At 33.7% G+C, this 13,564-nt stretch carries 13 protein-coding genes; all 13 read left to right on the plus strand.

Going from position 1 to position 13,564, the window contains the following annotated elements; translation table 11 throughout:
• The first annotated feature begins 18 nt into the window (after positions 1-18).
• The 13 genes from FQU21_RS09625 (at position 19) to FQU21_RS09675 (ending at position 13,561) form a co-directional block, all read left to right on the plus strand.
• Positions 19-1,815 carry a ParB/RepB/Spo0J family partition protein gene (locus FQU21_RS09625; protein ID WP_147677785.1) on the plus strand — a complete coding sequence of 599 codons (1,797 nt, stop codon included), beginning with the start codon at positions 19-21 and terminating at the stop codon, positions 1,813-1,815.
• 258 nt (positions 1,816-2,073) lie between these two features.
• The gene (locus tag FQU21_RS17430) at positions 2,074-2,235 is read left to right on the plus strand and encodes a hypothetical protein (RefSeq protein WP_179354344.1); all 162 of its coding nucleotides are present in this window, start codon (positions 2,074-2,076) and stop codon (positions 2,233-2,235) included.
• A 16-nt stretch (positions 2,236-2,251) separates the two neighbouring features.
• Positions 2,252-2,797 (plus strand): hypothetical protein, encoded by a 546-nt coding sequence (locus tag FQU21_RS09630; RefSeq protein WP_147677786.1) that lies wholly within the window; start codon positions 2,252-2,254, stop codon positions 2,795-2,797.
• A 626-nt stretch (positions 2,798-3,423) separates the two neighbouring features.
• On the plus strand, positions 3,424-3,777 hold the full coding sequence (locus FQU21_RS09635) for a single-stranded DNA-binding protein (RefSeq protein WP_055436643.1): 354 nt from the start codon (positions 3,424-3,426) through the stop codon (positions 3,775-3,777).
• 77 nt (positions 3,778-3,854) lie between these two features.
• Complete coding sequence (locus tag FQU21_RS09640; RefSeq protein ID WP_147677787.1) at positions 3,855-4,235, plus strand: DUF6876 family protein; 381 nt, start codon at positions 3,855-3,857, stop codon at positions 4,233-4,235.
• A 35-nt stretch (positions 4,236-4,270) separates the two neighbouring features.
• A complete protein-coding gene (locus FQU21_RS17435) occupies positions 4,271-4,444 on the plus strand; it encodes a hypothetical protein (RefSeq protein ID WP_179354348.1) in 174 nt (57 codons plus the stop codon).
• Positions 4,445-4,848: 404 nt separating this feature from the next.
• Positions 4,849-5,247 carry a BfmA/BtgA family mobilization protein gene (locus tag FQU21_RS09645; protein ID WP_187269359.1) on the plus strand — a complete coding sequence of 133 codons (399 nt, stop codon included), beginning with the start codon at positions 4,849-4,851 and terminating at the stop codon, positions 5,245-5,247.
• A gap of 38 nt (positions 5,248-5,285) precedes the next feature.
• Positions 5,286-6,317 carry a MobB family relaxase gene (gene mobB / locus FQU21_RS09650; protein ID WP_147677789.1) on the plus strand — a complete coding sequence of 344 codons (1,032 nt, stop codon included), beginning with the start codon at positions 5,286-5,288 and terminating at the stop codon, positions 6,315-6,317.
• Between the two features lie 5 nt (positions 6,318-6,322).
• Positions 6,323-7,903: a type IV secretory system conjugative DNA transfer family protein gene (locus FQU21_RS09655; protein WP_147677790.1), complete on the plus strand. Its 1,581-nt coding sequence runs from the start codon at positions 6,323-6,325 to the stop codon at positions 7,901-7,903.
• Between the two features lie 113 nt (positions 7,904-8,016).
• On the plus strand, positions 8,017-8,214 hold the full coding sequence (locus FQU21_RS09660; RefSeq protein WP_147677791.1) for a helix-turn-helix domain-containing protein: 198 nt from the start codon (positions 8,017-8,019) through the stop codon (positions 8,212-8,214).
• A complete protein-coding gene (locus FQU21_RS09665) occupies positions 8,215-9,177 on the plus strand; it encodes a 5'-nucleotidase (protein ID WP_147677792.1) in 963 nt (320 codons plus the stop codon).
• 7 nt (positions 9,178-9,184) lie between these two features.
• Positions 9,185-10,918: a site-specific DNA-methyltransferase gene (locus FQU21_RS09670; RefSeq protein WP_147677793.1), complete on the plus strand. Its 1,734-nt coding sequence runs from the start codon at positions 9,185-9,187 to the stop codon at positions 10,916-10,918.
• A gap of 3 nt (positions 10,919-10,921) precedes the next feature.
• Positions 10,922-13,561 (plus strand): DEAD/DEAH box helicase, encoded by a 2,640-nt coding sequence (locus tag FQU21_RS09675; RefSeq protein WP_147677794.1) that lies wholly within the window; start codon positions 10,922-10,924, stop codon positions 13,559-13,561.
• The last annotated feature ends 3 nt before the right edge of the window (positions 13,562-13,564 follow it).

Consider the following 13,564-nt stretch of genomic DNA (forward strand, 5'->3'; position numbering starts at 1 on the left):
ATCTAAAATTTAAGTATTATGACAACAACAGCAAGTACTACAAGTAAAAACGGAAAGGCAAAAACCACCGTTAAAAATGAGGTCAAAAAGAAATTGACACAAAGAGCCATTGGACTTCAAGTTCAAGAGCTAAGTATTGGAAGGATTATCCCAGACCCAATGCAACCAAGAAAATCCTTTAACGAGGAAGCACTTAAGCAACTATCTGAAAGCATTGAAGAACACGGTGTCCTACAACCAATTACAGTCCGAAAATCTGGAAAAGATTACATCATTGTAATGGGAGAACGTAGGTATCGTGCAAGCAAATTAGCGAAAAAGAAAACAATTCCGAGTATCGTAAGGGAATATGATAATAATGATGTTTTGGAAATTCAAATTATTGAAAATCTGCAAAGACAAGATGTTGAGCCTACCGAAGAAGCCGAGGCGGTAGCATTCCTAAGTGAAAAATATTCGCCAACGGAGATTTCAAAACGGTTGGGAAGAACAGAAAACTTTGTAAGACAACGTTTAAAATTAGCAGGTCTAATTGAAGGTTTTAAAGTGTTTGTTCGTAATGGCGAAATGACTATTTCGTTAGGAGCAGGTGTTGCACTTTTCGAGCCAGAAGAACAGCAAATGATGCTGGAAACAATGGGAGAAGAATTTAATGCACATCAAATTAATCAGATGATTAAAAACCAGACCTATGATTTAGAGAATGCACCTTTTGATGTAGTCGATGAAAAATTGATTACTAAAGTTGGTGCTTGTACAACATGTCCGTTCAACGCAGCAAATCAAGGCAATTTGTTCGGCGATGGTAAAATGGTGTGTACAAAATCAGCTTGTTATGAAACGAAGAAAAGTAAGTCGTTTTTGAACTTGATTGATAAATCGAAGACAGAGAATGTGTTGTTGATTCCTGAAATTCGCAAATACTGGGCAAATGACGAAAGTAACCAACTCATTATATCGCAATTGGAAAAAAATGGATTGAAAGTTTACCTTCTGGATGATGTTGAAATAATCGAAGAGCCAATTGAGCCTACAATAGAAGCAATTAAGACAGAATACCAACATTACGACTATTCTGAAGACGAACTGAAAGCTGAACTTGAAGAAGCGGTTGATAATTACAAGGAAGAAATGGAAACACACAATTCCGCAAAAGAAAATGGATTTGTAAATGGCATCATGTTTCATCCAAAAACGTATGTACACAAAGTAGTTTTTGTGAAGATAAAAGAAGATTCAAAAACTGAAAATTCTACATATTCTGAACCAATGGCCAATAGAAAAATGGCGGATTGTACACCTGAAGAACAAATTGTAAAAATCAATGAAAGAGAAATTCGTAAAAGACACATTGAGCATAACAAGCAGTTTGAGGATATGGTTCAGATGATTCGCCAAACCGATTATATTGAAAAGAAGAAAGCACTTTCAACAGATGAAATGGTGGCTTTCTCATTAACGGTATTTGAAAACAATGTGGATTATGTAGGTCGACAAAAACACTTTTCGAAATTATTGGGCAACACATCTAAGAAGACTGATGTGGAAACTGTCGAGAACTTCAAAAAGAATTTCAAAAAAGAAACCTTTTATAAGTTGATTCGGTACATTCTTGCCAAGCAAGTACATTTTGGCGAAAGCAATCACGTTAATAACTTAACGAACATTTCATTCTATAATGCGATGCAAGGGTATTATAAAACCAAAATTGCCAATATTGAAAAGGAATATGTAGAAGAGAGAAACAAGCGTGAAACACGTTTGAAAGAGCGAATAGGAAATCTTGAAAAGAAAATTCAGGAATTAAACGATTAGCTTTTGTTGTTGGAAGTAAGGGTCAGCATTCGTGCTGGCTCTTATTTTTTTATATAGTCGTTCATGAAAATGGGTAAGTAGAAAGTATTCAATCAATATCAGCGCAAAGGTAAACTCGTAAAATACACCCATCAAAAGACTACGGCATAAAGCCTACCCATCATCCAACGCTTATTTATTCCGTTTCCTTTTGAGCTGTGATTTTAGCTTCCGTTTAGGTACTGCTCAAATATTGTTTAATCAAAAAATCTTAGAATTATGAAACAAGTATCCGAAAAACCCGACATGACATTACAAGAAGCAGAAGAACATTATCAATTAAGTAGTGAAAATTACGATGTCGATAGTGGAGAAAGTCATTTAGCTTATTACAGAGAAAAGCATCCTGTGAATTATCAAGTATTATTAGATAGCGTTTAATTTAAAATCTTACATCATGGAAAATTTAAAAGTAGTTCAGTTCGATTTCGGTTTTGAATGTAAGCCGATATCAGCAAAAGAAAAAGTAGTAAAACCAACTAAAAAGGATAAGAGTGATTTCGTTTTCGATTTTATGGATTGCCTTACCAGTCCAATCATTGTTTTTAAATCCGCATGGCAAGATACCATACCAAAAGACATTCTCGGTAGAATCAAATTATCACGAATAATTTGCTCAATAACAGGAGATAAAATCGCATCGCTTACAGAGACTTTAGCCTATATGATGCCAAGAACTTATGAAGCACCTATGCAAACAGAATGGGTAAATATTTATACATGGCTAGGGCTTCAATATGCAATGCAGTCTACAAACAATGGACAATTAGAAGTTATGACTGAAATAGCACCAAAAGAACTGTCTGATTATGAAAAAGGACTCTTAAAAAATCTGAGACTATGGATTTATGATAAACGAAGAAAAGCTCTAAAGGGTATTTTGAAAAAGAATAAAGTTTCAAAAGAAGATGGTATTTTAGATATTCAAGAGAAGCTGTTTTAAAAATAAATATTCAATTTACGAGGGGAATTTATTTTACTATCCCATTCAGCACATTTCCTTCCATTCCGTAAAAACTACATTCCAGAAAAAGAGCTTCATTAACAAAAGTCTTGGACCTAATCCACACTTTTGACTTTCCATTCCGTTAATCCTTTCCGCTTCTCTGGAAAGGAACACTTCATTCCTAGTAAAAAGCGTGAATCAAGTCCGCCAATTAAGGAAAAATGTATTTGCATTTTGTTCCACTTCCTATGATATTGTATTTCACAGCGACTTTAGAATCACTTCCGTAATCCAACACCGTCATACCTTTTTTTGACAGCAAAATAACAACATTCAGCTTTGAACGACAGCATAACCAGGCTCGTGCCTCGCACTTTTTATATGTCTAAACAAAGCTGAATATCGAAAGCACTAAGCAACAAAAAGAAGGTAACAGCGTCGGCTCTATGGGAAGTAAATCTAAAATGAATCTTATGAAATCTTACAAAATCAATAAAAAGGAAGCGGAACAAAAGTTAAAAAAACAAAAAAAGGAAAACGCTCTGGATATAATAAGTAAATCAATAACAAAGCCTTTCTGAATGGTTCAGATTGGTAAATTTTAATCTTTAAATTTTTTAATTATGAGTACTCTAAGAAACAAAGTACAGTTAATTGGCAACGTAGGGAACGAGCCAGAAATCACAAACCTTGAAAGCGGAAAGAAAGTTGCAAAATTTTCAATCGCAACCAATGAATCTTACAAAGATTCTAATGGAGAAAAAGTGACAAACACCCAATGGCACAATATTGTAGCATGGGGAAAAATTGCCGAAATCGTAGAAAAGTATGTAGGCAAGGGAAAAGAAGTAGCACTAGAGGGAAAATTGACTTCACGCTCTTATGAAACCAAAGAGGGAGAAAAAAGATACGTTACCGAAGTGGTCGTAGATGAAATCTTGCTTTTAGGAATTAAAGGCGATAACGCTACGGAATAATTGAAAATTAAAAGAGAGCGTTCCTGTGGAAAGATGCGCTCTCTTTTTCATTATTAATCTTATTAAATAGAATTACAATGAATGATAAAGTTAACAAAATAAAAGCCGATTTGCAACATTTTTGTGGTACAGAAATGTTCTTTAAAATTCCATTAATTGGAACTCGTTTTACAGATGGATTAAAATATTTAGCCAACGAAGCGGAATGCTTTTGGTTGATTACAGATGTATCCGTAATTGCAAAAAGTTTATCGAACAGAAGTGAATTTATTACCATCGATTTTAAACGACTTTCTGAAAAGGAACAGTTTGAAAAGCAATGCGAAGCCATCATTAATTATAGCGATGGAAATGATAAAATTTTTGAAACGCACCGATATAATGTAACCGATTTTCCTTTGGATGAATTGCGATTATTTTTTGTAGATAATACGCTGATGCTTCCAAGTGAATATTAAATTTTTGAGATATGATTTATATTAAATTTCAAGATTTGAGTTCGGAAAAGCAAGAGGAACTTTTACAAGTTTCAAGAGAACACGTTACATATCTTTATGGAGATTCCATTAAAAAGTATGTTGACGAAACTGGCGCAGATTATGATAGCCTGATAGACGAAGAAATGATTAAAAATTTATACACTTATAGTTATGTTTTTAACATTTAGAAGATTTATAATTGAATTATTAACCCAGGACCTCTAATTATTTAGAGGTTTTTTTTGTCATGTTATTTTATATTCTGCAACAAAAAGAGCCATTCCTTAAAGATACTTTTAAACTTCAAGAATAACACTCTTAAAAAATTGAATTACAATTAGCAATCGTTAAAAAGCCATTACATTTTTGGATGAAATGGTATTTTTTTTGTCCAGCGAGCTGGACGAAAAGGAATAGCAAGAGGGTAACGGGCTGCGCCGCGTTACTTATTCTATTTTCATTTTAATCTATTGATTTTTAAGCACTTAAAAATAAAGTAAATATAAAAAATCCATCGATTTGCGTCAAATGGTCTTGAAACACCAGTAAACAGGGATGGATTTACGTCAAATCTTTAAAAAAGCGAAAGAAAATGGACTCATTCATCACTATCAGGTTCAAACGGAAAACTGCAAAAAGGTTTCAGGGATTTTCCAAAAAGCACTTTAAAACGCACACCGAAGCGATGGAAAATATCCTTGATTTTTTCCTCTATAATGAGATATCCCCAAAGGAAAAACTGGGACCAACAGGACGTACTATCGAAGCCAAGTTACTCAAAAGAATAAATGCAGTTATCGCCATAATGCGAGACGTGGAAAAGACCCAAACCAAACCTACGGTTGCAATGTTGCAATCCCTTTTTGTAATGGACGAACCCAAAAAAAAGCCGCTCATTTTGGAAAAAAAATATGTTGAGGAAAAGAAGGAAGTACGCTTTCGCGAAATCGAGTCTGCGAGATTCACGACCAAAGGGAGAGCGAAGCGGTAAAAGCGAAACACCAACAATGAACTTTAAAAATTTAGCTTATGTACATCACAATCACACCTCAAAAAATGGGCGGTAACTTTTCCAAAAGTTCAGCAGATTTTGTTGGCTATTTAGAGAAGGAAAACCAAGGATTGGAACAACACGAAATGGAACATTTTTTCAATCCATATGGCGATGAAATTTCCGCTGAAGAAGTAGTCAAAGAAATAGATGGAAATACCGCAAAATTGGAAAAGCACGAGCCAAGATTCTATTCAATTACCGTGAGCCCTTCAAAATATGAATTGCGAAAACTTCAGAACAGTAGCGAAGATTTAAAAAGATATACTCGCGAGCTGATGAAAGATTATGTGGCTTCATTTAATAGAGAAATTAAAGGGCGACCTGTCATTATCGACGACATAAAATATTATGCGAAAGTCGAACACCAACGCACATTTAAAGGGACGGATTTTCAGGTAAAAAAGAACCAACCTTTTGCCACAAAAATACTTCAGCTAAAAACTGAAATTAGAAATATTCAAGAAGGACGAGCTGAAGGGAATATCAAAAAAATGAAAAAGGAAATCGCCAAACTGGAACGGCAAGCACCACATCAACAAAACGGAAAACGAATTGTCCAGGGAATGGCTAAAGATGGAAACCAAAGTCACATCCACATCATAGTGAGCCGAAAGGATGCATCAAACCGATTCAGTTTGTCACCCGGAAGCAAATACAAAGCTTCCGATGTGAAGTTGAATGGGGAAACCGTAAAACGAGGTTTTGACCGAGACAAATTTTTTGAAAGAGCAGAAAAGTCCTTCGATAAGAATTTTGGGTACAAACGCAATTTTGCCGAGACTTACAAAGCACGAAAAGATTTTGTAAAAAATCCCAATCTCTATTTCGCTGCCTTGATGAAATTACCAGCAAATGAAAAGGCATTGGCTTTCAAAATGATTACAAAAACGGGATTGCCGATAGTGCCAAGTATTCCAGTTAGTCAAACACAAATCGCATTTCGGATTTTCAAACGGTTAAGACGTGGTGCAGAAATAGCAATTAAATCAAGTTCCATCGGAATATAAGTAGTATGCAGATAGATAATATCATAACGACACTTTCAATTATTGGTTTTACCATTACTGTTTTCTATGCGATGTTTCGGGTAAGTAAGTATGCGTTTCTTTTGAATATCGCAATACTGTCATTTCTCGTATTCTATGTTGCTGCTGGAAATGAATTAACATTCATTTTGTTGTATCTAGTTTGTCCGCTACTATTAATTAATACAGGACTATACGTTTTTCTGCATAAAACAGAAAGCTCGCAAAACGGAGATAGTAAATACCAAGTCAACTTTGCGACCACCAAAGGAAATTTCAAATTAGATAATATTAAACGTGGCGCATCCGTCATCGGATCCGCTGGAAGCGGAAAAACCGAAAGTGTCGTTTACGGATTTCTTAAACACTTCCAAAAAGAAGGCTTTTGCGGAATCATTCACGATTACAAAGATTTTGAATTGACCGAAATGGCATATCCACTTTTCAAGGATAGCGATATTCCGTTTAAGGTCATTTCCTTCGATAAAATCATCCATAGGGTAAATCCTATTGCGCCACGTTATTTAGAGAACGAGGAAAGCGTTAATGAGGTTTCAAGGGTCTTAATCGAAAATCTATTAGAACAAAGAGAAAGCGGAACTACGGGAACAACAAAATTCTTCAACGATGCTGCGGAAGGTTTGATTGGTGGATTGATTTGGAAATTAAAAACGGAATATCCAAAATACTGTACGTTACCCCATTTGATAGCTGTTTATCAATTTCTTGATACAAAAAGCCTAATCCAGTTTCTGGAAACCAACACCACCTCAAGGGCGATGGCAGATGCTTTTATTAGTGGCAAAGATTCTGAAAGACAGACTGCTGGTGTAAAAAGCACCTTGGCCAATGCGCTCAAACGAATTAGTACACAACGTATTTTTATGGCATTGTCCGCAGATGAAGTGCCACTCGATATCAATAGCGAAGAAAATCCAGCAGTAATTTCAATAGTCAACAACCCAAAATTTGAAACATCCTATTCACCAGTAATTGCTACAATAATTCACACTATTACCAAGCAAATGAGCGTGAGAAACTCAAAACCATCATTTCTATTAATGGAAGAAGCACCTACAATTCGTTTATTGAATATGCACCGCATTCCGGCAACATTACGTAGTTATAACATCTCAACCATTTACGTGATGCAGGATAAAATACAGAACGATATGATGTATGGGGATAAAGCAAGTAAGGCGATTTTGAGTAACCTATCCTATCAGTTTTTCGGAAAGGTCAATGACCCGGACACCGCAAAATATTACGAACGCTTTTTTGAAATTATTAAAGACCCAACCAAGAGTATCAGTCGAGGATATAACCTTGATTTTGATACGCGCATTACTACGGGCGAAAAGGAAATCCCAAAGATTCGGGCGGACTTATTTTTTAGGTTGAAACAGGGCGAGTTTATCACTTATGCCGATGGTAGGGATAAGATGGTACAGTTTAAATTAGCCGAAATTAAAAGGGAACTTACTAATGAAACTAAACAGTTTTCTAAAGCTGATTTAGAAGCTAATTTTGAACGGGTTTATGATGAGGCGCGGTCTATATTTAAGTAAAACAATTCGCGCCTTGCCAATTATATATTATTCATATGATAATTTTAATACTCATTTAGTGAGTATATTGAAAATGTTCTTTACTTTAGTGAACTGAATTAAAAAAATCCCAAATGAACCGAATAAAAGAGGTTTTAGAACAAAAAGGAATAAAACAAATCTGGTTGGCTGAACAATTGGGAAAGAGCTACAATATGGTGCACTCTTACGCTCAAAATAAAAGACAACCGAGATTGGAAACCTTAATGGACATTGCCAATATTTTAGATGTGGACGTGAAAGAATTGATAATATCAAATAAAGAAAAATAAATGCCTGTAGACTTTTCAAAAATATTAGTAGTTGGTGTTTCTTCTAGAGCACTCTTCAATTTAGAGGAAGAAGAGCAAATTTTTAGAGAAAAAAATATTCGTGGCTTTCGAGATTTCCAATTAGCAAATGAAGACAAGTTACTTGAAAAAGGAACTGCGTTTCCATTGGTTGAAGCTTTATTAAAACTCAACACACACGTAGACAAAAAGAGTCCAATTGTCGAGGTTGTTGTAATGTCAAGAAATAGTCCTGAAACAGGTGTAAGAGTATTAAAAGCAATCGAGCATTATGATTTACCAATAACACGATGGGCTTTTTCGGGTGGAGAACCACTTGCACCATTTATAGATGCTTTTGATATTGACTTGTTTCTTTCACGTGACGAAAGTGATGTTCAAAAAATAGTGGATACAGCAAATTGTGCAACTGCATTAATTTACGACCCACCAGAAAACTTTGAACCTGAAACCGACAGAGTGAAATTTGCTTTTGATGCTGATGCGGTCGTTTTTTCTGAAGAGTCTGAAATAATTTATAAAACTAAAGATATAGAAGCTTTTCATAAACACGAAAAAGAGAATGAGGATGTTCCATTAAACGATGGGCCTTTTGCGGTGCTTTTAAGGAAGTTGTCAGATATTCAAGACTTTCTTCCAATTGAAAAAGAACTTTCACCTTTAAGAATTGCAATAGTCACAGCACGTAACGCACCGAGTCATATGCGAGTGATTAAAACTTTGAGAAAATGGAATGTATATGTTGATGAAGCTTATTTTATGGGTGGTTTACCAAAAGAAAAAGTTTTAGAAGCTTTTGGTGCTCATATATTTTTTGATGACCAACATACACATTTAAGTGATTCAAGTAAAAAAATTCCTTGTGGTAGAGTTTTATATAAATCGAATTCCATTTTAAAGAATTACGAAAAGGAAATTATTGTAGAACAAAAAAAAGATAAATAAAACTAATATGCCAACACTCAATTGGATAGGAAAAGATAAAGTTATAAGCCATCATCAAGAGGTGCCTTATAGAGTTTTGGAACACAAATATGGTTTTACTTCGGAAAAAGGAGAACAAGACAAACCAACCGAAAGCGGAAACAAAATTATACAAGGAGATAATTTAGAAGCTCTAAAAAGTTTATTACCTGAATACGAAGGAAAAATAAAATGCATTTATATTGACCCACCTTACAATACTGGTAAAGAAAATTGGACTTATAATGATAATGTAAATCATCCAAAAATAAAGAAATGGCTAAACGCAACATTAAAAGCCAAAGAAAATGACAAAGTCGCATCAATTGGAGTGGACGATTTGACGAGACACGACAAATGGCTATGTATGATGTATCCAAGGTTAAAATTATTACATAAATTATTATCGGATGATGGTATAATTTTTATTTCAATTGATGAAAACGAAGTACACAATTTGAGACTAATGCTAGATGAAATATTTGGTATAAATAATTTCATTGAACAACTAATTTGGAACAAAAGAGTGCCAAAAAATGACAAAGGCATTGGTAATATTCACGAATATGTATTACTCTACTCGAAAGAAAAGTCAAGCCAGCACAGGTTTGTACAATTAAAAGAAGGTTTAGATGATGTATTGGACTTAGTTTCAAAACACAAAAAAAAGAAATCTGATATATTAGAAACAAAAAGGGAACTAAATAAACTTTTCAAAAAAAATGGATATGACAGAGGTATAACTTTGTACAATAACCTAGATTCAAATTATGATTTATTTGGCAAGATAAATTTAAGTTGGCCAAATGGACAAACTTATGGACCAACATTCGATATTCTTCATCCTGTTACAAAGAAACCCTGTAAAGTACCAGACAGAGGTTGGCGTTGGAAAAAAGAAACCTTTGACGAGTATTTAGACTATGAAAGCATAGAAGAACTAGCTGATGGCTCTTATAAATGTGGAAAAATATGGTTTGCTAAAGATGAAAATACTCAACCAAGTTCCATAAAATATCTTTATGAAGTAAAGGATTTTTTACTTCGGTCAATTATTAGCTTAAAAAGTTCTGGGAGTATAGATTTAGAAAACATATTTGGAAAAGGAAAATTTGACTATCCCAAACCAGTAAATTTATTAGAACTTCTCATTAATTCTTTTGAAGACAAAAATGCAATCATACTAGATTCTTTTGCGGGTTCTGGTACAACAGCACACGCTGTTTTAAACCTTAATAAACAAGATGATGGTAATAGGAAGTTCATTTTGGTAGAAATGGAAGATTATGCAAATGATATAACTGCCGAAAGAGTAAAACGAGTTACCAAAGGTTATGGAAAAGACAGTAAAAAAGTTGAAGGTACTGATGGCGCATTTGACTTTTACGAATTAGGTTTACCTCTTTTTGACAACAACCATAACCTAAACGAACAAGTTGGTATAGAAAAAATTCGTGAATACATTTGGTTTTCAGAAACTAGAACACCTTTTACAGAAACAAGCGAAACTAATTACTTTTTAGGTAAAAAAGACGATTCGGTCTATTACTTTATCTACCAAAAAAACAAGCTAACCACTTTAGATTTTGACGCTTTAGAACTTATAAAAATGAAAGGAGAACAATATGTTGTTTACGCAGATAATTGTTTGCTACCAAAAGACTTTATGGCAAAAAACAACATAATTTTCAAAAAAATACCAAGAGACATTACAAGATTTTAAATTATGGAACTAAAAAGCTACCAACAAAAAGTAATAGAAAATCTTGAAGAATATTTGGAATATGTTCAAGAACATAAAAATGTTTCAACTGCATTCAATCAGTATTGGGAAGATAAAATTGGACCATATAATCCTTTAGATAATACAGGAATGCAACCTTATAAAAATAACATTCCAAAATCAGCCCACGTTTGTATAAAAGTACCAACTGCTGGCGGAAAAACCTTTATTGCTGTAAATGCTTTGCATTCCATTTTTTCAGCCTACGACACAGGCAAAACAAAAGCAGTTATTTGGTTAGTTCCTTGGAGTAATTTATTACAACAAACCGTAAATGCTTTATCAAGTCCAGAACATCCATATCGCCAAAAGTTAAATGCACTTTTCAATCACAAAGTTGAGATTTACCAAAAAGAAGATTTGCTACAAGGTTCAAATTTCAATCCAACAGTTGTAAAAGAACAGTTGAGCATTTTTGTTTTAAGTTTTGCCAGTTTACGAGCAAAAAATAAGGAAGACAGAAAGGTTTACCAAGAAAACGGGCAATTAGAATCTTTTGTTCCTCAATATGCAAACAGAAAGCACCTTTTGGAAGATGTTGACGACACAGCTCTAATAAATGTAATAAGAAGTTTACATCCAGTTTTGGTAGTTGATGAAAGCCACAATGCAGAAAGTGATTTAAGCATAGAAATGCTCAAAAACTTAAACCCATCTTTTATTTTAGATTTAACAGCAACACCAAAAGACAATAGCAATATTGTGAGTTTAGTTCCTGCTATAGAATTAAAAAAGGAACATATGGTTAAACTTCCTGTTATCGTTTACAACAATCACGATAAGACAGAGGTTATAAATAATGCTTTGCATCTACAACGAAAATTGGAAATTCTCGCAAAAAAGGAAGAAGCTGATGGAGGAAAATACATTCGACCAATCGTTTTGTTTCAAGCACAACCTAAAACAAAAGACGACAACACTACTTTTGAAAAATTAAAAGAACAATTATTGGGTTTAGGCATTCCAGAAAATCAAATCAAAATAAAAACTGCCAATATTGACGAACTTAAAAATATACCAGATTTACAAAGTAAAGATTGCGAAGTTCGTTATATCATAACAATTAACGCTTTAAAAGAAGGTTGGGATTGTCCATTTGCATACATTTTAGCGTCATTAGCTGATAAGTCAAGTGCAGTAGATGTTGAGCAAATTTTAGGTCGAGTATTACGCCAACCATACGTTCAAAGACATAAAGCGTTTCAATTAAACCTTTCATATGTACTTACAGCTTCGGTAAAATTCAATGAAACTTTACAAAGTATTGTTGAAGGTTTAAAAGCATCTGGATTTAGTGGAAATGAACACAGAGTTTCGGATAAAATGACAGAAGAAGAAAAACAAACAGAGGTTGTAAATCCTGTTGAATCCTTTCTATTTCCAGAACAACAAAAAGAAACCGAAGAAGAAACGATTGATAAAAAGCGAATATCATTTGACCCAAATGCAAGTGAAGAAGAAATTGAAAATAATCCTTTCAATCAAGAAATGGAATCAATTTCTAAAGAAGAAAATAATGAATTAGAACAACAAATAAAGGAACAGGGAAAACAACCTGTTGACGAAAATATTTTTCAAGAAATGGGAGATAAAGTAAAACGTTATCGTGTAAAAGAAACAAATAAGGAAATTATTGATAAAATAGATTTTCCTCAATTTTTTCTAAAAGTAACAGCAAGCGACATCTTTGGAACAGACGAAGAATTATTAAACAGAGAATCTTTATTAAAGGATTTTAAACTTTCTGATGAAGATATTAAAATAGATTTTGACAAAATATCGTCCGATTTATACAAAGTAGATTTAACAGAAACTGTAAAAGATAATTACACACCAGATTGGGTAAAAATTGAAGAAAGTCAAGTAAAAGACCCAATTGCAGAATACATTTTGGCAAAACCAAAAGATGCCCAAATAAGCGATATAACGCATCAAATAATGCAGATTATTGGAAATATGTATCCTATTCCAGACCAAGAAATAAAAGTTTATGTTGGTAGAATATTAAACGGAATGAACGCAGAACAAATGCGTGATATTTTAGTTAGAAAATGGAGTTATACAGACAAAATAAAAGCTAAAATTAGACAACTTTCTGACAATTACGCAGAAACCCGATTTATGGATTTGATTAAATCAAAGCGTATAACTGCAAAAGAAAACTGGAAATTAGGAAAGGAAATCGTTCCTGGAAAAGTTGGTTCTTCAATCGGTAATTCATTGTATGAAAAAGAAGGAACAATGAACAATTTTGAGGAAAAAGTGATAATGGAAATTGGAACTTCTTCAAATATTGAGTTTTGGCATAGAAATTTAGAAAGAGGAAAAGGATTTTACATTAACGGATTTAAAGCCAATCATTATCCTGACTTTATTTTGAGAACTAAATCTGGAAAAACAATTTTGATAGAAACGAAAGGAGACCATTTGGATGGTTCTGATAGCGAAGGAAAATGCAGACTCGGAAACGAATGGGAAAGACAAGCTGGACACGACTTTGCTTATTTTATGGTTTTTGACAAGAATGATGTTAAGGGAGCATTTACGTTGGACAAGGCGAAGGAATTAATAAGCGGAATGTAAAAA

Source organism: Algibacter pacificus (genome assembly GCF_008033385.1).
GTDB classification, from domain to species: Bacteria; Bacteroidota; Bacteroidia; order Flavobacteriales; family Flavobacteriaceae; genus Algibacter; species Algibacter pacificus.

What these genes read in the sequence shown, in the direction of transcription:
- FQU21_RS09635 (WP_055436643.1), top strand. Translation starts at nt 3,424, where the DNA reads ATGAGTACTCTAAGAAACAAAGTACAGTTAATTGGCAACGTAGGGAAC.
- FQU21_RS09640 (WP_147677787.1), top strand. Translation starts at nt 3,855, where the DNA reads ATGAATGATAAAGTTAACAAAATAAAAGCCGATTTGCAACATTTTTGT.
- FQU21_RS17430 (WP_179354344.1), top strand. Translation starts at nt 2,074, where the DNA reads ATGAAACAAGTATCCGAAAAACCCGACATGACATTACAAGAAGCAGAA.
- FQU21_RS09675 (WP_147677794.1), top strand. Translation starts at nt 10,922, where the DNA reads ATGGAACTAAAAAGCTACCAACAAAAAGTAATAGAAAATCTTGAAGAA.
- FQU21_RS09630 (WP_147677786.1), top strand. Translation starts at nt 2,252, where the DNA reads ATGGAAAATTTAAAAGTAGTTCAGTTCGATTTCGGTTTTGAATGTAAG.
- mobB (WP_147677789.1), top strand. Translation starts at nt 5,286, where the DNA reads ATGTACATCACAATCACACCTCAAAAAATGGGCGGTAACTTTTCCAAA.
- FQU21_RS09660 (WP_147677791.1), top strand. Translation starts at nt 8,017, where the DNA reads ATGAACCGAATAAAAGAGGTTTTAGAACAAAAAGGAATAAAACAAATC.
- FQU21_RS09655 (WP_147677790.1), top strand. Translation starts at nt 6,323, where the DNA reads ATGCAGATAGATAATATCATAACGACACTTTCAATTATTGGTTTTACC.
- FQU21_RS09665 (WP_147677792.1), top strand. Translation starts at nt 8,215, where the DNA reads ATGCCTGTAGACTTTTCAAAAATATTAGTAGTTGGTGTTTCTTCTAGA.
- FQU21_RS09670 (WP_147677793.1), top strand. Translation starts at nt 9,185, where the DNA reads ATGCCAACACTCAATTGGATAGGAAAAGATAAAGTTATAAGCCATCAT.
- FQU21_RS09645 (WP_187269359.1), top strand. Translation starts at nt 4,849, where the DNA reads ATGGACTCATTCATCACTATCAGGTTCAAACGGAAAACTGCAAAAAGG.
- FQU21_RS09625 (WP_147677785.1), top strand. Translation starts at nt 19, where the DNA reads ATGACAACAACAGCAAGTACTACAAGTAAAAACGGAAAGGCAAAAACC.